The sequence below is a fragment of the Streptomyces armeniacus genome, assembly GCF_003355155.1.
In the GTDB taxonomy this organism is placed as follows: domain Bacteria; phylum Actinomycetota; class Actinomycetes; order Streptomycetales; family Streptomycetaceae; genus Streptomyces; species Streptomyces armeniacus.
On the sequence record NZ_CP031320.1, the window covers coordinates 844,027 to 864,451 of the forward strand.

Annotated in this window: 20 protein-coding genes; 9 read left to right on the forward strand and 11 right to left on the reverse strand. The window is 73.2% G+C overall.

From position 1 onward, the window contains the following. Positions 1-3: 3 nt before the first annotated feature. From DVA86_RS03590 to DVA86_RS03625, 8 genes are all read right to left on the reverse strand, one after another. Entirely contained in the window at positions 4-1,491 is a 1,488-nt protein-coding gene (locus DVA86_RS03590) for an amidohydrolase family protein (RefSeq protein ID WP_208875724.1), read from the reverse strand. A 53-nt stretch (positions 1,492-1,544) separates the two neighbouring features. After that, positions 1,545-2,063 (reverse strand): DoxX family protein, encoded by a 519-nt coding sequence (locus tag DVA86_RS03595; protein WP_208875725.1) that lies wholly within the window; start codon positions 2,061-2,063, stop codon positions 1,545-1,547. Next, on the reverse strand, positions 2,060-2,941 hold the full coding sequence (locus tag DVA86_RS03600) for a dioxygenase family protein (RefSeq protein WP_208875727.1): 882 nt from the start codon (positions 2,939-2,941) through the stop codon (positions 2,060-2,062). Before DVA86_RS03600 ends, DVA86_RS03595 begins: the two co-directional genes overlap by 4 nt. A 123-nt stretch (positions 2,942-3,064) precedes the next feature. After that, positions 3,065-3,916 (reverse strand): IclR family transcriptional regulator domain-containing protein, encoded by an 852-nt coding sequence (locus DVA86_RS03605; RefSeq protein WP_208875728.1) that lies wholly within the window; start codon positions 3,914-3,916, stop codon positions 3,065-3,067. Between the two features lie 134 nt (positions 3,917-4,050). Beyond that, positions 4,051-5,088 (reverse strand): acyltransferase domain-containing protein, encoded by a 1,038-nt coding sequence (locus DVA86_RS03610; RefSeq protein ID WP_208875729.1) that lies wholly within the window; start codon positions 5,086-5,088, stop codon positions 4,051-4,053. Continuing rightward, positions 5,085-6,008: a polysaccharide lyase gene (locus DVA86_RS03615; RefSeq protein ID WP_208875730.1), complete on the reverse strand. Its 924-nt coding sequence runs from the start codon at positions 6,006-6,008 to the stop codon at positions 5,085-5,087. Before DVA86_RS03615 ends, DVA86_RS03610 begins: the two co-directional genes overlap by 4 nt. A gap of 244 nt (positions 6,009-6,252) precedes the next feature. After that, positions 6,253-6,702, reverse strand: a complete 450-nt coding sequence (locus DVA86_RS03620; RefSeq protein WP_222623280.1) for a helix-turn-helix transcriptional regulator — start codon at positions 6,700-6,702, stop codon at positions 6,253-6,255. Between the two features lie 85 nt (positions 6,703-6,787). Next, the gene (locus tag DVA86_RS03625; RefSeq protein WP_208875732.1) at positions 6,788-7,195 is read right to left on the reverse strand and encodes a VOC family protein; all 408 of its coding nucleotides are present in this window, start codon (positions 7,193-7,195) and stop codon (positions 6,788-6,790) included. A gap of 352 nt (positions 7,196-7,547) precedes the next feature. Here DVA86_RS03625 and DVA86_RS03630 point away from each other — a divergent pair, with 352 nt between their 5' ends. The 6 genes from DVA86_RS03630 to DVA86_RS03655 all read left to right on the forward strand — a co-directional run bounded on the left by DVA86_RS03630 (position 7,548) and on the right by DVA86_RS03655 (position 13,246). After that, on the forward strand, positions 7,548-8,318 hold the full coding sequence (locus DVA86_RS03630) for a helix-turn-helix domain-containing protein (protein ID WP_208875733.1): 771 nt from the start codon (positions 7,548-7,550) through the stop codon (positions 8,316-8,318). Positions 8,319-8,561: 243 nt separating this feature from the next. Then, positions 8,562-9,614 (forward strand): iron-siderophore ABC transporter substrate-binding protein, encoded by a 1,053-nt coding sequence (locus tag DVA86_RS03635; protein WP_208875734.1) that lies wholly within the window; start codon positions 8,562-8,564, stop codon positions 9,612-9,614. Continuing rightward, on the forward strand, positions 9,611-10,729 hold the full coding sequence (locus tag DVA86_RS03640; RefSeq protein ID WP_425470757.1) for a FecCD family ABC transporter permease: 1,119 nt from the start codon (positions 9,611-9,613) through the stop codon (positions 10,727-10,729). Before DVA86_RS03635 ends, DVA86_RS03640 begins: the two co-directional genes overlap by 4 nt. Continuing rightward, a complete protein-coding gene (locus tag DVA86_RS03645; protein ID WP_245996329.1) occupies positions 10,726-11,799 on the forward strand; it encodes a FecCD family ABC transporter permease in 1,074 nt (357 codons plus the stop codon). The genes DVA86_RS03640 and DVA86_RS03645 overlap by 4 nt, the downstream gene beginning before the upstream one ends. Then, positions 11,796-12,680, forward strand: a complete 885-nt coding sequence (locus DVA86_RS03650) for an ABC transporter ATP-binding protein (RefSeq protein WP_208875735.1) — start codon at positions 11,796-11,798, stop codon at positions 12,678-12,680. Before DVA86_RS03645 ends, DVA86_RS03650 begins: the two co-directional genes overlap by 4 nt. Beyond that, entirely contained in the window at positions 12,680-13,246 is a 567-nt protein-coding gene (locus DVA86_RS03655) for an MSMEG_1061 family FMN-dependent PPOX-type flavoprotein (RefSeq protein WP_208875736.1), read from the forward strand. Before DVA86_RS03650 ends, DVA86_RS03655 begins: the two co-directional genes overlap by 1 nt. Before the next feature lie 225 nt (positions 13,247-13,471). On the opposite strand, the gene DVA86_RS03660 is transcribed toward DVA86_RS03655, so the two are convergent. Together DVA86_RS03660 and DVA86_RS03665 are read right to left on the reverse strand one after the other, a co-directional pair. Continuing rightward, positions 13,472-14,092 carry a hypothetical protein gene (locus tag DVA86_RS03660; RefSeq protein WP_208875737.1) on the reverse strand — a complete coding sequence of 207 codons (621 nt, stop codon included), beginning with the start codon at positions 14,090-14,092 and terminating at the stop codon, positions 13,472-13,474. A 15-nt stretch (positions 14,093-14,107) separates the two neighbouring features. Beyond that, positions 14,108-15,106, reverse strand: coding sequence for an inorganic phosphate transporter (locus DVA86_RS03665; protein ID WP_208875738.1), 999 nt, complete (start codon positions 15,104-15,106; stop codon positions 14,108-14,110). 257 nt (positions 15,107-15,363) lie between these two features. On the opposite strand from DVA86_RS03665, the gene DVA86_RS03670 reads away from it, so the two are divergent. From DVA86_RS03670 to DVA86_RS03680, 3 genes are all read left to right on the forward strand, one after another. Next, positions 15,364-16,383, forward strand: coding sequence for a pectate lyase family protein (locus DVA86_RS03670; RefSeq protein ID WP_208875739.1), 1,020 nt, complete (start codon positions 15,364-15,366; stop codon positions 16,381-16,383). 181 nt (positions 16,384-16,564) lie between these two features. Next, on the forward strand, positions 16,565-19,171 hold the full coding sequence (locus tag DVA86_RS03675) for a SpoIIE family protein phosphatase (protein ID WP_208884354.1): 2,607 nt from the start codon (positions 16,565-16,567) through the stop codon (positions 19,169-19,171). An 84-nt stretch (positions 19,172-19,255) separates the two neighbouring features. Then, the gene (locus tag DVA86_RS03680; RefSeq protein ID WP_208875741.1) at positions 19,256-19,819 is read left to right on the forward strand and encodes a heme-binding beta-barrel domain-containing protein; all 564 of its coding nucleotides are present in this window, start codon (positions 19,256-19,258) and stop codon (positions 19,817-19,819) included. A 21-nt stretch (positions 19,820-19,840) separates the two neighbouring features. Here the strand turns inward: DVA86_RS03680 and DVA86_RS03685 are convergent, their stop codons facing one another. Continuing rightward, positions 19,841-20,419, reverse strand: coding sequence for a TetR/AcrR family transcriptional regulator (locus DVA86_RS03685; RefSeq protein ID WP_208875742.1), 579 nt, complete (start codon positions 20,417-20,419; stop codon positions 19,841-19,843). Between the last annotated feature and the right edge of the window lie 6 nt (positions 20,420-20,425).

A 20,425-nucleotide genomic window follows, 5' to 3' on the forward strand; every position in this document is an offset into this window, starting at 1 on the left:
GGGCTACGCCTCCCCGCGCCGCACGGCGACGCCCTCGCCGCGGTACTCGCTGTAGGTGTACGGGTTCGGGAGCGGCTCGGCCGTCGGGATCTCCGGCTCCACGGCCTCGCGCCACGCGTCCTCGCCCATCGTGGCCCGCGCGTACTCCACGGTCGCGGCGACGGCGGTACGCGCCCGCTCCAGGCCGCCCGCGGCCGTGCCGGTCAGCTCGTGCGCGTACTTCACCACGGTCCCGTTGACCAGCACGGTGTGCACGTCGGCGCGGCCGGCCTGGTAGACCACGTGCCCGTACGGGTGCAGCACCGGGTGCATCGCCGGGTCCCGGTCGTTCTTGACCAGGACGAGGTCGGCCTTCTTGCCGGGCGTCAGCGAGCCGATGCGGTCGTCGAGTCCGAGCACCCTCGCGCCGCCGATCGTGGCCCACTCCACGACGTCCCGCGCCCGCAGCCTGTGGTGCACGACCGTCTCCCCGGCCGCGTGCGCCTCCATGTGCTCCCGCGTGCGGTCGGCCGACAGCGTGGCGCGCATGGCCGAGAACAGGTCGGCGCTGAACCACACGCTGGTGTCCATCGACAGCGAAACGGGGATGCCGTGCCGCCGCAGCCGCCAGGTGGGCGGGTAGCCCTGGCCGGCGTTGTGCTCGCTCTCCGCCGACACCGAGACCGTGCCGCCCGAGGCGGCGATCCGGTGGTACGAGTCCTCGCTGAGCGTCGCCGAGTGCACGTAGGTGACGTCCGGCGTCATGAACCCGTGGTCCCACATCAGCCGGATGCTCCGGTCGTCGGTCGCGCCCCACACCCCGGCGTGGGTGGTGACGGGCAGCCCGAGTTCGCGGGCGGCCTCGAACGCCGCCTTCTCGGGGAAGGCGGCGTCGCCGGTGACGTCGAACGCGAGCTGCAGGCCGAGCATGTCGTCGTCGCGGGAGGCGAAGTGGCGGTCGGCGAAGGACCGGAACTCCGCCGAGGCGGCCCACTCCCAGGGCGCGCCGAGCAGATTGCCGTACGCGAGCACGTAGCGGCCGGGCACCTCGCGCAGCGCTTCGACGGCGGCGTCGCCGTGCTCGGGTGTCTGCAGGCCGTGCGACCAGTCCACCGTGGTGGTCACGCCCGCGTCGAGCGCTTCGATGCCGGACAGCAGGTTGCCGGCGTGGATGTCCTCGGGGCGGAAGATCTTGCCCCAGTTGAGATAGTAGAAGACGAAGTACTGGGCCAGGGTCCAGTCCGCGCCGAGGCCGCGCAGCGCCGTCTGCCACATGTGCCGGTGCGTGTCGACCATGCCGGGCATGAGGAGGCCGCCCGCGCAGTCCACCACCGCCGCGTCGTCCGGGGCCCGCAGGCCGCGCCCGACCTGCTCGATCAGTTCACCGCGTACGAGGACATCGCCACGGTCGAGCAGGCCGATCGCGGGATCCATGGACAGGACGGTCGCGTCGCGGAAGAGAAGCGGGCGGCCGGGGGTCAGGTCTCCGGGGCGTGGTTCTTCGGGCGTCATGCCGTCCTGCCTTCCTGCTCGGGCCTGTACGGGCCTGGCCGGCCCGGGGCCGGTCAGCTCGTCGAGGAGGTCCCGGCCCGGGCGCGCAGCACCCGGGCACGGGCGGTCAGCGGCACGGCCGCGGCGGCCAGTCCGACGGCCAGGGCCGCGAACCCCCAGGCGTAGCCGTCCAGCCGACGGAGTCCCGCGGCGTGGTCCAGGGACCAGGCACCGGGACCGGTGAAGGCGAGGACCGCGGCCACCGCCCCGTACCAGAAGGGGACTTCGCAGCCACCCTGCTGCGCCCAGAAGCCGTTCGGCGCGGTGGCCGCCGCGGCGACCGCCATGGTGCCGACCAGCACCGCGCAGCCGCCGGGCGTCAGCAGGCCGGCCGCCACCGAGGCCGCTCCGGCGAGCTCGGCGAACCCGGCGACGAGCACCATCCGGCGGCCGGGTACGAAGCCCCACTTGTCGAAGACGGCGGCGGTCCCGGCGCGCCCGGCGCCGCCGAACCAGCCGAACAGCTTCTGGGTGCCGTGGCCGAACAGCAGCGCGGCGAGGAGCAGCCGCAGCAGGAGCAGCCCCAGGTTCACGACCGCTCACCGTCCGCGGCCCCGGGCTGGAGCACGAAGTCGAACTCGGCGTGCAGATACGGCTCGTCGAGCGTCCCGCCGTCCGGGGAGGCGCCGGCCGGTTCCTCGGCGAAGGGCACGATCAGCTCGCCCTTCGTGCCGAACACGACGTCGCTGTCCAGGAATTCGGAGCCCTGCCGGAACAGGTGGGTGATCAGCTTCTCGTGGCCGGGGTGGTCGATCAGGAAGTGGATGTGCGCGGGCCGGTAGTAGCTGATGTCCGTCGTCCTGATCAGGTCGCCGACGGGGCCGTCCATCGGGATCGCGTAGCCGCGCGGCGCGATGGTGCGCACGCAGTACGTACCGTCGGCCCTGGTCCGGTACTTCGCGCGCAGCCGCGCCTCGTCGGTCTGCGGGAGCTGCGCCTCGTACGTGCCGTCGGCGTCGGCCTGCCAGACGTCCAGGACGACGTCGGGGAGCGGCGTGCCGTCGAGGTCCAGCACGCGGCCGGTGACGAACAGCGGGGTGCCGGCGACTCCGTCGGACATGTCGTGGCCGAACGGCGCCGCGGGGGAGCCGTCGATGTGGAACGGTCCGAGCACCGTCGCCGGTGTCGCGTCCGCCGCGAAGCGGTGGTTGAGCTGGACGACGAGCATGCTCAGCCCGAGGACGTCGGAGGCCAGGATGAACTCCTGGCGCTTGTCGTCGCTGACGCGGCCGGTAGCGGTGAGCCATTCGACGGCCGCCGCCCACTCCTCCTCGGTGAGCCCGACCTCGCGGGCGTACGCGTGGAGGTGCCGCACCAGCGCCGTCATCAGCTCGGCCTGCCGGGGCGAGTGAGCGGTGGACCAGCGCTGCACCGCGAGGTCGGTGATGGTGCCCTCCGTCACGACGGCCATGAATCCTCCTTGATCCGAGCCGACTCGACCGCTCTACGGACAAGGGTCCGTAGAGCGGTCACACTGACGGATGGTTGAGGAGTAAATCAAGACCCCTGCGGAGGCCGCCTGTTGACGCCGGGCTCAGCCCTGGCGGGCGCTCGGCCCCGGCACCGTCGGTCCCGGTGCCGTCGGGCACGGCACGGTGGGGCACGGCACCGCGGCGACCCGCGCCATGTCCGCGCTGATGTCACCCGCGGTCTGGAGCAGCAGGGGCAGATGGGCGTCGAGCAGCCGCTCTACGGACGTCTCGGCCGCGTGGCAGTTGACGTTGAGCGCCGCGACGACCCGTCCGGAGCCGTCACGCAGCGGCGCAGCGACCGACCGGATGCCGGGAGCCAACTGCTCGTCGGTCAGCGCCCATCCACGTGCCCGCACCTCCCGCAGCGCCGCGTCCCGTTCCTCCCGTACGGGCTGCCAGCGCGGCGTCACACCCGAACGCGACGGCACGGCGAGCACCCGCGCCAGCTCGTCCTCCGGGAGACCGGCGAGCAGCACCTTCCCCAGGGACGTCTGCAACGCGGGGAAGCGCGTGCCGATCCGCACCGAGAGGGTCACGAGCTTGGGGACGGCCACGCGGGCGACGTAGATGACGTCCGACCCGTCGAGCTGGGCGACGGACGACGACTCGTTCGTACGCCCCACCAGCCGTTCCATGTGGGGCCGCGCGATGTCCCACAGGCCCATGGACTGCACGTACGCGACGCCGAGTTCGAGCACGCTCGGCGTCAGCTCGAACCCGGCCTCGCCGGAGCGGACATAGCCCAGCTCCTCCAGCGTGAGCAGAATCCGGCGGGCGGTCGGCCTGGCCAGCCCGGTCGCGCCGGCGACCTGGGACAGCGACATCCGCGGCTGCCCGGGCCGGAACGCGGCGATGACCTCCAGGCCCCGTGCCAGCGCCTCGATGAAGTCCGGTCCTGCTCCCTGGCGTGGCACGTGGCTCCTCGGCTGTGGTCCCCGGGCTCTGGTCCCGCTGCGGTTTCCGCCCAGCCTAAGTGACGCCGCGGCCCTCGCGGTTCGCCAGGCGGACGCCTGTCCGCCGCCGCGGGCCCGGCGTGCTTGCCGGGGGATTACCGCGGGTCCTCCCGCAGGGGCGTCCAGCCGTGGCCCAGCCGCCAGTGGCCGCCGGACCGCAGCCGGTCGAGGATCGCCCGCTGCAACGCGGTGTCCCGCGGCAACTGGTCCAGGTCCGGGCCGGCCGTGCCGGGCGGCACGTGGAAGACGAACTCCAGGACGTCGTCGTCGCACACGGGCCGGCTGCCGAAGAGCCGGAAGCGCCGCTGGAAGCGGACGATGTTCGCGTCCGCGGGCAGGGACGCGGCGAGTTGCCCGTCGAGGAGCCAGGAGTGGCAGGTCGCGTACGTGTACGGGGTGGCGGGGAAGTGCCGGGCGGCGAAGTCGCGGGCCGCGGCGAACGAGGCGTCGCACAGGGCCGGCTTCATGGGGCCGTCGCCGGGGATGTGCACGTTCAGGACAGGCTCGCCGTCCCGCGGGCCGTCGCCGCGCGGGCCGCCGCACGCCGCCGCGTCGAGCGTGGTCCGCTCGAACTGCAGCCGGCCGAGCCGGTGCAGGGTGCCGCGGAAGTGGCGGACGATCCAGGTCTGGCGGTCGAAGCCGCCGGTCCCGTACGCCCGCCGGTACGCGGCGACCTTCGCGCCCAGGTCGGCGAAGGTCGCCCGGACCACGTCCGCGGGGATGCCGTACTCGCGCTGCCGCTCCAGGGCGAGCGGCAGCGCCAGCAGGAAGACGTGCACGTAGAAGTAGCGGCCGGCCGGGCCCAGCAGTCCGGGTGCGGCCGGCCAGCCGACGGGGGCATCGGTGAACAGCGCGCGGTGGCAGTGCAGCAGCGCCTGCCACGGCTCGGGGGTGCGCGCCGGGTCGGGCAGGGTCGTGAGTACGCCCTCGAGGTCTTCCTCCGGTACGGCGAGCAGGCGCAGCCGGCTGCGGGCGTCGGGGAGGGCCGGCACGCGGGGGTCGGGGATGCCTTCGGCCGCGGGCTGGGTGCCGGGGGTGGCCAGCCACCGGTCCACATCGGGGGAGTGCGGCAGCCCGCCGTGCGCGCGGTCACCGGCGGGACCGTGCGCGGGGCCGTATGCGGGGGCGGTCATCGCGTACGGCTTCGGCATCCGTCGAGCTCGCAGATGTCCGCGGGGTCGGTGGAGACCTTGATGTCGTCGTACCAGATGTAGCTGTCGTGCTCCGGGGCGAAGTCCTCGGTGGCACCGCCTGCGAAGCTGTCGAAGTAGGCCTTGTCCACCTGGTCGTCGTTGGTGACGAAGCGCAGGCCGGTCACCTTGGCGGCGGACTCGCCGTTGTAGAAGACCTCGATCTCGCCGTCGCGGTTCGCCTGGCCGCCGGTGACGGTGTTGACCTTGACCCGCTGGACGACGTTGACCCACTCGCCCTTGGGCCAGTTGATGACGGAGCCGTTCTTCTCGAGCGAGACGTAGTCGCCGTACTTGTCCTTCTTGTCCATGTGGTAGTAGTACAGCGCCGCTTCGCCGCCCGCGCGCCGCCAGATGAAGCGGGAGCTGAAGCCGTTGGTGCCGTCACAGGTCTGCCCGCCGGAGCACGACTTGCCGCCCGCGAGCCCGATGCCGACCTTGCCGGCGTACTGGGTGGTCCCCCAGCTGAAGTTCTCGTCGAATCTGATCCACATGGAGACGTGGTACTCGCGCGCCTTGTCCAGCTCGAAGGGCGCCTGCGCACCGGACTCCTCGGGGCCGATCCTGCCCTCCGGGTAGAGCACCCGCAGCGACTTGGCGCCGCTGTGCGCCGGCGTGGAGCCGTCGACCAGGGTCCGCTCCTCCATGCCGAGGGACCAGGGCGCGGTCCAGCCGTCCTCGGCCCACTCGCCGAGCGGGTACGGGTTGCCGGCGGCGGGGCGCTCGAAGGTGTTCTCCCGGTACGCCGCCGCCCGGTCGCTCTCCGCGGGCGAGCCGGACGCGAACTGCGGGTACAGCACCGCGGGTGCGAGCAGCGTGGCGGCGGCGAGGGTGCCGAGCGTCAGCCTCTTCTTCGACTTCATGCGTTCCTCGTTCCGGATCGGTGGGGGACTGCCGAAACTCGCGCCGAGGAATTCATTCCCACAATGGGATGAATTCCGGGAATTCTGGCGGCTGGGGTTACGAAAGCACCGCCGGCGGTGTGGCGCAAGGGATTGTTTACTGCAATTTCCGCGGCATGAAATCGACGGAAGAAAAGGAATCATTCCTCGGCGGCCCGTGTGGCCCCGGGTCCCGCGCCCGTTACGCCCGCTGTATCCGCGCCGGTTACGGCGTACGCGGCCCGGGGCGGCGCGCTTCCCGGTTCCTGACCGGCCTGGTCACCTGCTTCGCCAGACACGGCGGGATGCCCGCCGCCGCGTTTCCGTGATCCCGGCGGTAGACGCTGGGCGGGACGCCGACGAGCTCGGTGAAACGGGTGCTGAAAGTGCCCAGCGAGGAGCATCCCACCGCGAAGCAGACCTCGGTGACGCTCAGGTCGCCGCGGCGGAGCAGCGTCATCGCGCGCTCGATACGCCGCGTCATCAGATACGCGTACGGGGACTCGCCGTAGACCCGCCGGAACTCCCGGCTCAGATGCCCGGCCGACATGTGCGCGCCCCGTGCGAGCGACTCCACGTCCAGCGGCTTCGCGTACTCCCGGTCGATCCGGTCGCGGACGCGGCGCATGACCGTCAGGTCGCGCAACCGGTGCGCCTGGGGGCGTGCAGGGGCCATGCGCACCATCGTCCCACGTCGCGTCCGGGGTCCACGCGGCGTGGTTCCCCTCCGACGACGGCATCGGAGGGGTGCCCGCGGCTCCTTACAACTGGTTGACGCGGAGCAGATTGCCCGCGGGGTCGCGGAAGGCGCAGTCGCGCACTCCGTAGTCCTGGTCGATCGGCTCCTGGACGACATCGGCACCCGCGCCCTCCAGCCGCTCGAAGAGTCCGTCGAGGTCGTCGGTGGCGAGCGTGACGGCGGCGTAGGCACCCTTGGCGATCAGCTCGAGGACCGTGTTCCGCTCTTCGTCGGTGATGCCGGGGTCGACGGCCGGCGGGTGCAGGACGATGGAGGTGCCGGGCTGATTGGCCGGGCCCACCGTGATCCAGCGCATGTTCTCGTAGCCGACGTCCTTGCGTACCTCGAAGCCGAGGATGTCGCGGTAGAAGCCGAGTGCGGCGTCCGCGTCCGTGTGCGGGAGGAATGCGTAGTGAATGGTGATGTCCATGGGTCTCACGCTAGAAGCGCCCGTGGCCGCGCGCTTCTCGAATCCTGACCGATCGTGCTGATTGATGCTCGGCTCACCTCCGGGCGTACCCGTCCCCTCGGGCTTCGCCCTGGGGAGGCCCCATGTCGACACTCTTCGACTTCCCCTGCCTTCGGCGGGGAGGCCCCATGCACTCGCTCGTGCCTCGCTCACTTGGTCTCATCGCTTTCGACACCGGCGCGCTCACGCGGCGGAGCCGCACGATGTCGCTGCGGCTCGCTCGCCGGGCAGTCCGGGTGGAGGCGGGGGGAGGAGCCGAGGGGCATAATCGTCCCGTCACACGGAGGCCGCGGGTGCACGGAGGGCGGGCGCGATGAGGGAGGTCCGTACGCTGCCGGTCGTCGCCGCGGGCGCGGTGGAGCTGCCGTCCGGCATCCTCGGGTACGACGAGGTCGTCGCGTGCGACACCACCTGGGGCGAACACTCCCACGCCTTCCACGAGTTGCTCTGGAACGAGCGCGGAGCGTCCACGGCTGTGGTCGGGGCGCGCGTCTGGACGATCACGCCGTCCCTGGGGCTGTGGATGCCCGCCGGCACGCTTCACTCCGGTTCGGCGGTGGCCGGGACCTGGTTCCGGGCCGGCTTCTTCGGGTTCCACACGACGCCGTCCATCTCGGACGTACCGGTGACCGTCGAGATCACCCCGCTGCTGCGGCTGCTGCTCGAACGGCTCGGTGAACCGGGGCTGTCCGCCGGCTCCCGGGCCACCACCGAGGCGATGATCCTCGACGCGCTCGAACCGTCGCCCCGCGAACTGCTCGTGCAGGCGCCCACGTCGGCGTTCCTCCGGCCCGTCGCCGAGGCGCTCCGGGAGAACCCCGGTGACCAGCGCACGCTCGCCGACTGGGCGGCGGAGCTGGGAGTGAGCACCCGTACGGTCACGCGGGCCTTCAACGCGGAGACCGGCACCAGCTTCGCGCGCTGGGTCGCGTCCGTACGTGCCCAGCACGCGGTGGCGCTCCTGGCGCACGGCTGGGACGTGGAGTCCGTGGCGGAACAGGTCGGCTACCGGTCCGCGAGCGCCTTCGGGGCCGCCTTCCGCCGTACGACCGGACTCACCCCGGGCGCGTTCCGGGCGTCCTGACCCTCGCTTTCCGGCCGCTCGCGCGTCCCGCCCCGCCACCGTATTCCGGGCTCCGTGTCCCGATCGCCATATCGGCTGTCTCAATGGGCTGATTGCGACACCCCCGCTCCGTACTTAAGATGCCAAGGCAAGCCTTACCTAAGTGCTTGCGCAGTACGGTGCACACTCCACGGCGGCATTCCCGGGACCCAGGCGTGCGAGAACCGGCACCTCCGGCATCCGGACAAGTGGGGTTACGAAGTCATGCGTTCACACCGTCTACGGCTGGCCGCCGCGGCAGCCGCCCTCCTGACGCTCGCGGCATGCGGCGGCGAATCCTCCTCCGACGAGGACGCCAAGGGCGGCGGCAAGGGCCCGGGGAACGACGCGACCGGGTTCCCGGTCACCGTCAAGCACGCCCTGGGCACGACGACCGTCGAGGAGAAGCCGGCGCGCGTCGCCACGGTGAACTGGGCCAACCAGGAGGTCCCGCTCGCCCTCGGCGTGGTCCCGGTCGGCATGGCCGCCGCCGACTTCGGCGACGACGACGGTGACGGCGTCCTGCCCTGGGTCGAGAAGCGGCTCGGCGAACTGGACGCGAAGACCCCGGCCCTGTTCGACGAGACCGACGGCATCGACTTCGAGGCCGTCGCCGACACCAGGCCCGACGTCATCCTGGCCGCCTACTCCGGGCTCACGAAGAAGGACTACGACACGCTCAGCGAGATAGCCCCCGTCGTGGCCTATCCGGACGCGCCCTGGTCGACGCCGTGGCGCGACGTCATCCGGATGAACAGCAAGGCACTCGGCCTCGCCGCCAAGGGCGACGAACTGGTCGCCGACCTGGACGCCGACATCGACAAGACCGTCGCCAAGTACCCGCAGCTGAAGGGGAAGTCGGCGATGTTCATGACGCACGTCGACGCGGGGGACGTGAGCAAGGTCGGCTACTACACGGCGCACGACACCCGCGTGCAGTTTCTCAACGACCTCGGCCTGAAGACCCCGGGCAGCATCGCGAAGGCGTCGCAGGGCACGAAGAAGTTCGCGCTGTCGCAGAGCGCGGAGAAGATCGACACGTTCGACGACGTGGACATCGTCACCGGATACGGCGACGAGAGCGGCAAGCTGCTCGAGACGCTCCGCGAGGACCCGCTGCTGTCCAAGATGCCCGCCATCGAACGGGGCTCCGCCTACCTGCTGCCCGGCAGCTCCTCGCCGCTCGCCACCGCCGCCAACCCGACGCCGCTGTCCATCTCGTGGGTCCTCGACGACTACGCCGCGGCGCTCGCCAAGGCCGCGGACAAGGTCAAGTGACGGCGGTCGGCCGCGCGGGCACCCCGGACCCGCAGCCGTACCCGCACCCGCACCCGCGTCCCCGTCCGCGTCCGCACCACGCGCCGGACGCCGCCGTGCCGCGGCGGCCTCCGGCGCGCGTACGGGGGCGGGTACGGCTGCTGTGGCTGCTCGCCGCCGTCCTGGTGCTCGCCGCGCTGATGCTGGCCTCCCTGGCCTTCGGCACCCGGGACGTCCCCTGGTCCGACGTCTGGTCCGCGCTCGGCGGCGCCGACGGCACCCTGGGAGAGGCGGCGGCGAGCAAACGCATCCCCCGTACGGTGCTCGCGGTGCTGATCGGCGCGGCGCTCGGCCTCGCGGGCGCCGTCATGCAGGGCGTCACGCGCAACCCGCTGGCCGACCCCGGCATCCTCGGCGTCAACATGGGCGCCTCGCTCGCGGTCGTCACGGCCGTCGCGTACTTCGGGCTCTCCTCGCCCACCGGCTACATCTGGACCGCGATGGCGGGCGCGGCCCTCGCGGCCGTGTTCGTCTACACGGTCGGCACCCTCGGCCGTGGCGGCGCCACCCCGCTGAAGCTCGCGCTCGCCGGAGCGGCCAGCTCCGCCGCGTTCGCCTCGCTCGTCACCGCCGTCGTACTGCCCCGCAACGACATCGCCGGCGGCTTCCGGCTCTGGCAGATCGGCGGCGTGGGCGGGGCCTCGTTCGAACGCACCGGACAGGTGCTGCCGTTCCTCGGGGCGGGGTTCGTGATCTGCCTGCTGTCGGCCCGTTCCCTCAACTCCCTCGCCCTCGGCGACGAACTCGCCGCAGGCATCGGAGAGCGCGTCGCCGTGGCCCGTGCCGTGGCCGCGCTCGGCGCGGTCGTGCTGTGCGGGGCGGCGACGGCGGTGGCCGGGCCGATCGGCTTCGTCGGCCTCGTCGTTCCGCACACCTGCCGGCTGCTCGTCGGCGTGGACCACCGGTGGCTGCTGCCGTTCGCCGCGCTGCTGGGCGCGGCGCTGCTCACCGCGGCCGACGTGACCGGACGCGTCGTGGCACGTCCGGCGGAAATCGACGTGGGCATCATCACCGCCCTGATCGGCGCCCCCTTCTTCATCTGGATCGTCCGCCGGCAGAAAGTACGAGCCCTGTGAGCGCCGCCGACACCCTTGAAGCCGACACCCTTGAACGGGCGCCCTCTTCCGTACGGGCCGTGGCCCGCGGCCGCGTACGGCGCGCGCTGCGGCGGCGTACGGTCACGGCGGTGCTGGCCCTCCTCCTGGCCGCCACGTTCACCGTGTACCTGATGGCCGGCGACACCTTCTACCCGTTCGACGACGTGTTCCGGGTGGTGCTCGGCGAGCGCGTTCCGGGGGCGTCCTTCACCGTCGGGCGGCTGCGGCTGCCGCGGGCGGTGCTCGCCGTCGCGGCGGGCTTCAGCTTCGGCCTGGCCGGCGTCACCTTCCAGACCCTGCTGCGGAATCCGCTCGCCAGCCCGGACGTCATCGGCATCAGCTCGGGCGCCAGCGCCGCCGCCGTACTGGCGATCGTCACGCTGTCGCTCGACGAGACGCGGGTGTCGGCCCTCGCGGTCGCCGCCGCCCTCGCGGTGGCCCTGCTCGTGTACGTCCTCGCGTTCAAGGACGGCGTGGCCGGCACGCGGCTCATCCTGATCGGCATCGGGATCGCCGCGATGCTCGACAGCGTCATCTCGTACGTCCTGTCGCAGGCCGCCGAGTGGGACCTCCAGGAGGCGACGCGGTGGCTGACCGGCAGCCTCAACAGCGCGGCCTGGCAGGAGACCCTGCCCGTACTCGCCGCACTGGCCGTGCTCGGCCCGGTCCTGCTGGGGCGGGGACGGAGCCTCTCCGCGATGCAGCTCGGCGACGACACCGCGGCCGCGCTCGGCGTACGCACGGAGCGCACCCGGATCACGGTCATCGTCGCCGCCGTCGGGCTGATCGCCGTCGCCACCGCGGCGACGGGGCCGATCGCGTTCGTCGCGTTCCTGTCCGGGCCCATCGCGGCGCGGCTCGTCGGGCCCGGCGGTTCACCGCTGCTGCCCGCGGGGCTCGTCGGCTCCCTGCTCGTCCTCCTCGCCGACTTCACCGGCCAGCACGCCTTCGGCACCCGTCTGCCCGTGGGCGTCGTCACCGGCGTGCTCGGCGCCCCGTACCTCGTCTACCTGATCATCCGCACCAACCGGACGGGAGGCTCCCTGTGACCACGCATCACACTCTGGCCGCCGAGGGGCTCAGCCTCGGCTACGGCGACCGGACCGTCATCGACTCCCTCGACCTGGCTGTCCCGCCCGGCCGCGTCACCGCGATCGTCGGCGCCAACGCCTGCGGCAAGTCGACGCTGCTGCGGTCGATGTCCCGGCTGCTGGCCCCCCGTACGGGCCGCGTCGTGCTGGACGGCAAGGAGGTGCACCGGATGCCCGCCAGACAACTGGCGCGCACGCTCGGCCTGCTGCCGCAGTCGCCGGTGGCGCCCGAGGGCATCGTCGTCGGCGACCTCGTAGGGCGGGGCCGCCACCCGCACCAGGGGATGTTCTCCCGCTGGAGCGCCGAGGACGACGCGGCCGTGGCGGCGGCCCTCGACACGACGGGCACCACCGCGCTCGCCGACCGCCCCGTGGACGAACTGTCCGGCGGGCAGCGGCAGCGGGTGTGGATCGCGATGGCGCTCGCCCAGCACACGGACATCCTCCTGCTCGACGAGCCCACCACCTTCCTCGACGCCAGCCACCAGGTCGAGGTACTCGACCTCCTGACCGACCTGAACCAGGCTCGCGGCACCACCGTCGTCATGGTCCTGCACGACCTGAACCTCGCCGCGCGGTACGCGGACCACATCCTCGCGCTCGCGGACGGCCGGCTGCACGCGGCCGGTTCGCCGGAGGAAGTGCTGACCGAGGAGACGGTGCGCGCGGTGTTCGGTCTCGACAGCCGCATCATCGAGGACCCGGTGTCGGGCCGGCCGCTGATGCTGCCGATCGGCCGCCACCACGTCAGACCGCTCCAGGACGCGTCGGCGGGCCGCCCGGCGGCGGGCCCGGTGGCGGGCCCGGTGGCGGGCCCGGCGGCGCGGGAGGCCGGCTGATGGCCGCGCCCGCGTCCGCCTCCGCGTCGGGGGCCGAGCCCGTGTCCGCCTCCGATGCCGCCTCCGCCGGCGGCCTCAGCGAGCTGCGCTCACGCACCGAACTGCGGGAACTCCTCGGCGAACCGCACCCCATCGTGATCGACAAAGTGCACGACCGCCTCACCGGTGAGGACACGGACATCCTCGCCCGCTCCCCGTTCTGCCTCCTCGCCACCTCCGGCACGGGCGGCACCTGCGACGTCTCCCCCCGCGGAGACGCCCCCGGCTTCACCCATGTCGTGGACGCGGGCACGCTGGCGCTGCCCGACCGGCCCGGCAACCGGCGCGGCGACAGCCTGCACAACATCCTCGACAACCCGCACGCCGGACTGCTCTACCTCGTTCCCGGCAGCCGCGACGTCCTGCGGATCAACGGCAGGGCCCGCATCCTCACCGACGCCCCCTTCTTCGACGCGATGGCCGACGCGGGCAGGCGCCCGGCACTCGCCCTGCTCGTCGAGATCGAGCAGATCTACCGGCACTGCGCCCAGTCCCTGCACCGCTCCCGGCTGTGGGACCCGGCGTAGGCCCGCCTCAGGGACGCACCGCCCCGGCCCGCGGCAGCCCCACCTGCCCCGTGACGAACGCCCTCCACGTCTTCCCGGGCGGGCGGCCCACCGCGCCCCGGTGGCGCCGGGGGTTTGTCCTCAAGCGCCGGACGGGCTGGAGTGGGCTGGCCGATCGGCCACCTTCCAGCCGTCCGGCGTTTGAGGACGGTCCTGGGCCCCGGCGGCGGTGCGTGGGGCCACGGCCTACTGGCACACCGACGGTTCCGGGGCCGCAGCGGCCGGGCCGCCTGCGGCGGCGAGTGCGCGCCGGAGCAGGGCGGTGAGGCGTTCCGTGCCGTCGGGGGCCCGTAGCAGTACGCGGACGGCGTGTTCGAGGTGGTGCCGTCCCGGGCCCCGCCACCACAGGGTGTCCGAGAGCCGCGCCGCGGGCGCGTCCGTACGGGCCGCGCCCGTACGCACCTTCCGCACCCGCCGCGCGCACACCGCCCAGCGCACGGCCAGCACGCGTGAGTACGGGCGTACGCAGCGGGCCTCCCGTACCGCGTCGGCGACGAGCGCCGGTGCGAAGGCGCGGTCCGCCGGGTACGCGTGCGCCAGCGTCGCGGAGAGGGGCCACAGCGCGCGGCGGGTGTCCTCGTCGACCGCGTCGTTGACGACGCGGGCCAGGGCCGCGAGCGCGGGGTGGGTGCCGCGTGGCGTGTCGGTGAAGGGCCCGCCCGCCAGCAGCGAGGCGGCCTCCATCAGACAGGCGCCGTCGCCGGGATGGAGGTGGGCGTACGGGCGCGGCCCCGGCAGGCCGTCCGGCACGCCGCCGCAGTCGGCGGCGGTGGAACCTGCGTAAGGGATGTGGCGGGTGGAGCGCATGGCGGCCTCCGGCGGTCAGACCCCGGGGAGGGCTCGCAGGATCACGTAGGCCGCCGCGGCGGTCAGCCCCGCCCCCGGGATGGTGAGCACCCAGGCGGTGACGATGGTCCTGGCCACTCCCCAGCGTACGGCGGACAGGCGGCGGGTGGCGCCCGCGCCCATGACGGCTGAGGTGATGGTGTGGGTGGTGGAGATGGGGGCCTTGAAGAGGAACGCGGTGGAGTAGAGGACCCCGGCGGCGACGACCTCGGCGGCGAAGCCGCGCGGCGGGTCGAGGTGCACGATGCGCCGCCCCAGGGTGGTGATGATGCGGCGCCCGCCGCTGTACGTGCCCGCCGCCATCGTCAGCGCCACCACGGCGATCACCCAGAGCGGGACGTGGAACGAGTCCTGCCAGCCCGCGGTCACCATCGCCAGGACGATCACGCCCATGGTCTTCTGCGCGTCCTGGAGCCCGTGCCCGAGCCCCATGGCGGCCGCGGAGACGCTCTGGGCGATACGGAACCCCCGGCCGGCCCGGTGCGGGTTGGCGCGCCGGAACGCCCACAGGATCGCGGCGTGCAGCCCGTACGCCAGCAGCCCGCCGATCAGCGGCGACAGCAGCATCGGCACGACGACCTTGTCCAGCACCCCCTGCCAGTGCACGGTTCCGGCGGCGGCGAGGGCGGCCCCGATCAGCCCGCCGATCAGCGCGTGCGAGGAGGAACTGGGCAGGCCCAGCCACCAGGTGAGGAGGTTCCACGCGATGGCGCCGATGAGCGCGCCGAGCACGAGGAGCAGCCCCGTGTTCCCGGTGGGGGCGCCGATGATGCCGCTTCCGACGGTCTCCGCGACCTCCGTGCCGAGGAACGCGCCGACGAAGTTCATGACGGCGGCCAGCGCCAGCGCGATGCGCGGGGTGAGGGCCCGGGTGGAGATCGAGGTGGCGATCGCGTTGGCCGCGTCGTGGAAGCCGTTGGTGAAGTCGAACGTCAGGCCCACCGCGATGATGAGCAGGACAAGTGTGAGCTCCATCCACGCCTCCTCCGCTCCAGGATGGCGGGCGCCACCGCCCCGGGTGCGAGGCGCGCGGCGCGGCCCGCGGCCCGTACGGCAGTCGCACTCGTACGGGCGCACCGCGCGCCTCGGCGCCCGCGCGCTCCGGCGCGTACGCGTACCCGCCGCGCCCGCGGCGGTAACGAGGAGGCGGGCGGCGGCAACCTTCGCGCCCTCCGTGGCGACAACACAGGGGACGGGACCTCCCCGCCCCCTTCCGAACGGAGGAACCCTCGATGCACAGCACAGGCAGCGGGCACAGAGCGCGCGCGAGATCCGTACGTGTCGGCGTGGCGGCCGTGGCCGTCGGCGCGGTGATCGGCGGGCTGGCCTGGAGCGGCAACGCCGCCGAGTCCACCGGGGCCGACAGCCCCGCCGCGTCCGAGCGGGGCGCCGGCGACGGGTCCGCGGCAGCGGCCGAACCGGTCGGCTTCGGCGCCGGTACCACCGGCGGCGCGGGCGGCGAGACGGTGACGGTCTCCGGCGCGCAGGAGTTCACCGAGGCGGTGCAGAGCGAAGGACCGCTGACCGTCCAGGTCGAGGGCGCCGTCGAGCTGGACGGGATGACGGACGTGGCCGCGGACAAGACCGTCGTGGGCGTCGGCACCGACGGCGGCATCACCGGCGGCGGGCTGAACATCAGCGGCGTCGAGAACGTCATCGTGCAGAACCTGACGTTCAGCGGGTCGGGCGACGACGCCGTCAGCGTCGACGGCTCCACCCACGTGTGGATCGACCACAACGACCTGTCCAACGCGTACGACGGCCTCGTCGACATCAAGAACGGCTCCGACGAGATCACCGTCTCCTGGAACCACCTGCACGACCACGACAAGTCGATGCTGCTCGGGCACAGCGACGACAACGGCGACGCCGACACCGGCAAGCTGCGCGTCACGTACGACCACAACTGGTTCGACGGCACCGGCCAGCGGCACCCGCGGGTTCGCTTCGGCAACCCGGTGCACGTGCTGAACAACTACTACAGCGACATCGGTTCGTACGGCGTCGCCTCCACGACGAACGCCGGCGTGCTCGTCGAGGGCAACTCCTTCGAGAACGTCGAGGACCCCTTCCACCTCGGCGAGGGCTCCTCCGAGCCGGGCGCGCTGGCCGCGAAGGACAACCACATGGTCGGCTCCGGCGAGGGCGAGACCGGCGGTGAGGTGGCGGAGATCCCGTACGCGTACACGCCGGACGCAGCGGCCGACGTGAAGTCGCTCGTCACCGAGGGTGCGGGCGTGGGCAGGCTGTGACGTGACGGAGCGCACGACCGGCTGACTCCGTGCCGCCCCGGCGCCCCCCGGCGCGCCGGGGCGGCACGGGCATCCGGCGCTCACCTTGCGCACCGCGGAGATACGGGGGGAGGATCATTACGCATTTGCGTACGGAATATCCCTGGTCCCTGCGGGGCGATGCACGTTGGCTATCCCGGATATGGCGGAGGGTGTCGAGTTCCGCGGCCCCCTCGATCCCACGCGCGCGGCGACCGCCGTGCTGGACGCCCGTGGGCGGATTCTCGGCTGGAGCCCGCGCGCCGAGGAGCTTTTCGGCCACCCGCAGCACGAGGCGGTCGGGAAGTACGCGGCCGAGCTGCTGGCGGTGCCCGGCGACCGCGGCGCCGACGCGGGCGACGCCCGGCTGCTCCACGGCGGCACGCTGGAGGCCGAACACACCGGGGAGCTCACCGCACGGCGCCGGAACGGCCAGGCCGTACGCGTCGCCGTACGCGCCTTCCCGCTCCCCGGCGGCACGGCGGCGGGCCCTCCCGGGGCGGCAGCGGGCGGCGGCCACGGCCCGGCCACCGTGCTGCTCGCCGCCGAGGCGGCGGAGCTGCGCCGGTGGGAGACCCGCCAGGCCCTGCTCAGCGCGCTGGTCAGCCAGTCCCCGATCGGGCTGACGATCTACGACACCAGCCTCCGCGTGATGTGGGCCAACGCCACCTGCAAGCGCGAGCTCGCCGGCCCCCCGGAGGCGTACGTCGGGCTGCCCCCGGACGAGCTCGTGCCGGGCGGCGAGATCCTCTCCGGCGAGAAGTCGTCGGACCTGCGCGAGCTGGTGGAGGAGGTGCTCGAAACCGGCGACCCCGTCGTGGACCTGCACTACCGGGGCCTGCCGCAGGAGGACCCCGCGCACGAGCGCATCTGGTCGTACTCCTACTACCGGCTGCTCGGCCCGGGTCAGGAGCCGCTGGGCGTGTGCGAGGAGTCCTTCGACATCACGGAGCGCTACCGCGCACAGCGGCGGCTGCAACTGCTCGTACGGGCCGGGGAGCACGTCGGCACCACGCTGGACATCACCCGTACGGCACGGGAGCTGGCCGACGTCGTCATTCCCGAGGTGGCGGACTCCGTGGTGATCGATCTGCTGCGGGAGGTGCTGCAGGGACAGGAGCCCGCGACCTCACCCGTACGGAGCCCCGAGGCGCCGCGGACGGTGCGGGTGGAGTCCCGTACGGCACCGGGCGGCGTCGCCGTACCGGAGCTCGGCCCGCAGGCAGGCACGGCGGAGGCGGACGACGCGGGCGACGCGGGCGACGCGGCCGGTACGGCGGAGGCGGCGGAGGCGGCGGAAACGGCAGAGACCGCAGGGCACCCCGACTCCATCGTGCTCGCGCTGCAGCGCCGCAGCCTCGCCTCGGGCCGCGCGGTGCTCGACAACGGCACCGACGGCCACCCCGCGCCCGGCCGGCAGACCCTGCGCACCCTCGTCGTGCCGCTGCGGGCCCGCGGGCCCACCATGGGCGTCGTCACGTTCCTGCGCAGCACCAACCCGGACCCGTTCGGCAGCGACGACCTCGCGCTCGCCGACGAACTGGTCCGCCGCGCCGCCTTCGCCGTCGACAACGCCCGCCGCTACACCAGCGAGCACACCGCCGCCCTCACCCTCCAGCGCAGCCTGCTGCCGCAGCGCCTGCCGCCGCAGACCGCCGTCGACACCGCGTACCGCTACCTCCCGGCGGACAACCGGATCGGCGTCGGCGGCGACTGGTTCGACATCATCCCGCTCTCCGGCGCCCGCGTCGGCCTCGTCATCGGCGACGTCGTCGGGCACGGGCTGCGCGCCGCCGCCACGATGGGGCGGCTGCGGTCGACCGTACGGGCCCTGGCGCGGCTCGACCTCACCCCCGACGAACTCCTGGCCCACCTCGACGACCTGGTCACACAGGCGGAGGAGGAACGCGTCCCGGCCGACGGCGGCGACGAGGTCCCCGCGGACGGCGGCGAGGAGACCCTCGGCGTGACCTGCCTGTACGCCGTCTACGACCCGGTGTCCCAGCGCTGCGTCCTGGCCCGCGCCGGGCACCCGCTGCCCGCCGTCGTCTCACCCGGCGGCCGGGTCACCTTCCCCGAACTGCCGTCCGGCCCGCCCCTGGGCACCGGCGGGCTGCCGTTCGAGAGCGCCGAGCTCGAACTGCCGCAGGACAGCCTGCTCGCGCTGTTCACCGACGGCCTCGTCGAGGCCCGCGACCTCGACATCGACGCCGGCCTCGACACCCTCGGCGGCATCCTCGCCCACCACCGGCAGCCGCTGGAGTCGCTCTGCGACCGGATCATGTCCGTGCTCCCGTCGGGCGCGGCCACCGACGACGCGGCCCTCCTGCTCGTACGCACCCGGGCCCTGAGCACCGGCCAGGTCGCGGTGTGGGAGATGGACGCCGACCCCGCGGTGGTCTCGTACGCCCGCACCCGCGCCACCCGCCAGCTCGACAAGTGGGGGCTCGGCGAGCTGGCGTTCACGACCGAACTCATCGTCAGCGAGCTGGTCACCAACGCCATCCGGTACGCCGGAGGGCCCATCCAGCTCCGGCTCATCCGCGACCGCACCCTCATCTGCGAGGTGTCCGACACCGGGCACACCTCGCCCCATCTGCGGCACGCCGCGAGCGACGACGAGGGCGGCCGCGGCCTCTTCCTCGTCACGCAGACGACCCAGCGCTGGGGCACCCGCTACACCCCCGGCGGCAAGGTCATCTGGGCCGAACAGCCCCTGCTCGGGGGCGCACCCCAGGCGGCGCCGGACCCGCCGCCCCCGACGCCCTAGGCTGCCACCCGGCACCGCACCGGTACCGGCACCAGGGACCGGCATCGGAACCAGGCACCGGCCCTGAACCCAGGAGCGCGCATCATGTCCGACCCCGTTCAGCAGCACCAGACCGCCACGAGGCACCCGTACCCGGACGCCTTCCGCCCGTACGAGGCGCCCGCCCCGCACCCGCTGCTCGCGCCGCTGACCGGCTTCCTGGGCACCTGGACCGGGCGGGGCCGGGGCGAATACCCCACGCTCGCCGAGGAGTTCACGTACGCGCAGGAGGTCACGTTCAGCCACGACGGGCGGCCCTTCCTGCACTACGAGACGCGCGCCTGGCTGCTCGACGCGGACGGCGCGCCGCTGCGCCCGTCGGCACGGGAGAGCGGCTGGTGGCGGCTGCAGCCTGAGGGGCGCGTGGAGGCGCTGATCACCCAGCCGACCGGCGTCGCGGAGATCCTGGTCGGCCAGGCGGACGAGGGCGCGGCCGAACTCACCAGCCACCAGGTGGCGCTCGCCCCGACCGCCAAGGAGGTCAACGCCACCCGCCGCCGCTACACCCTGACCGGTGACGGCGCGCTTGACTTCGTACACGACCTCGCGGCGGTCGGCCAGCCGCTGCAGCACCACCTCTCGGCACGGCTGCACCGCGCCGAATCCTGACGTCGCCGTCTGCTGCCGGATTCAGGACGCGTCGAGGAGGGTCGCGGCGATCTCGCGGGCCTGCCGCGCCGGCGCCGGGGTGCCGAGCACCCCGGCGGTGGCCATGGCGCCGTTGGCCAGCACGGAGAGCTGGTCGGCGCGTTCGGGCGGCAGGCCGGCCGCGGCGGCGAGTTCGCCGAGGTGGTCGCGGAACGCCTGCTTGTGCACGCGGGCGAGGTCGGTGACCCGCGGTGAGACGGTGCCCAGTTCGCCGACGGTGTTGAGGAACAGGCAGCCGCGGAAGCCGGGTTGGCCGAACCAGTCGTGGAGGTAGTCGAAGACCGCGAGGACGCGGTCGCGCGGACTGTCGGCGTGCTTGTCGACGTACGCGGTGAGCTCCTCCCGTACGGTCCGGTCCGCTTCCCGCAGCACGGCCTGGACCAGCTCGTCCTTGGCGGGGAAGGCGCGGTAGAGCCGCTTGAGCGGCACGCCCGAGGCGGTCCGGATGGCGTCCATGCCCACCGCCTGAACGCCCCTCTCGTTGAAGAGCGTCCGTGCCGCCGACAGGATGCGCGCCCTGTCCTCCGCCGTGTCCGCGCCGGTACGGGACGGGTGTGCCACGTTCTC

What these genes read in the sequence shown, in the direction of transcription:
- DVA86_RS03620 (WP_222623280.1), bottom strand. Translation starts at nt 6,702, where the DNA reads ATGGCCCCTGCACGCCCCCAGGCGCACCGGTTGCGCGACCTGACGGTC.
- DVA86_RS03680 (WP_208875741.1), top strand. Translation starts at nt 19,256, where the DNA reads ATGTCCGACCCCGTTCAGCAGCACCAGACCGCCACGAGGCACCCGTAC.
- DVA86_RS03600 (WP_208875727.1), bottom strand. Translation starts at nt 2,941, where the DNA reads ATGGCCGTCGTGACGGAGGGCACCATCACCGACCTCGCGGTGCAGCGC.
- DVA86_RS03590 (WP_208875724.1), bottom strand. Translation starts at nt 1,491, where the DNA reads ATGACGCCCGAAGAACCACGCCCCGGAGACCTGACCCCCGGCCGCCCG.
- DVA86_RS03630 (WP_208875733.1), top strand. Translation starts at nt 7,548, where the DNA reads ATGAGGGAGGTCCGTACGCTGCCGGTCGTCGCCGCGGGCGCGGTGGAG.
- DVA86_RS03635 (WP_208875734.1), top strand. Translation starts at nt 8,562, where the DNA reads ATGCGTTCACACCGTCTACGGCTGGCCGCCGCGGCAGCCGCCCTCCTG.
- DVA86_RS03665 (WP_208875738.1), bottom strand. Translation starts at nt 15,106, where the DNA reads ATGGAGCTCACACTTGTCCTGCTCATCATCGCGGTGGGCCTGACGTTC.
- DVA86_RS03615 (WP_208875730.1), bottom strand. Translation starts at nt 6,008, where the DNA reads ATGAAGTCGAAGAAGAGGCTGACGCTCGGCACCCTCGCCGCCGCCACG.
- DVA86_RS03610 (WP_208875729.1), bottom strand. Translation starts at nt 5,088, where the DNA reads ATGACCGCCCCCGCATACGGCCCCGCGCACGGTCCCGCCGGTGACCGC.
- DVA86_RS03660 (WP_208875737.1), bottom strand. Translation starts at nt 14,092, where the DNA reads ATGCGCTCCACCCGCCACATCCCTTACGCAGGTTCCACCGCCGCCGAC.
- DVA86_RS03670 (WP_208875739.1), top strand. Translation starts at nt 15,364, where the DNA reads ATGCACAGCACAGGCAGCGGGCACAGAGCGCGCGCGAGATCCGTACGT.
- DVA86_RS03675 (WP_208884354.1), top strand. Translation starts at nt 16,565, where the DNA reads ATGGCGGAGGGTGTCGAGTTCCGCGGCCCCCTCGATCCCACGCGCGCG.
- DVA86_RS03655 (WP_208875736.1), top strand. Translation starts at nt 12,680, where the DNA reads ATGGCCGCGCCCGCGTCCGCCTCCGCGTCGGGGGCCGAGCCCGTGTCC.
- DVA86_RS03625 (WP_208875732.1), bottom strand. Translation starts at nt 7,195, where the DNA reads ATGGACATCACCATTCACTACGCATTCCTCCCGCACACGGACGCGGAC.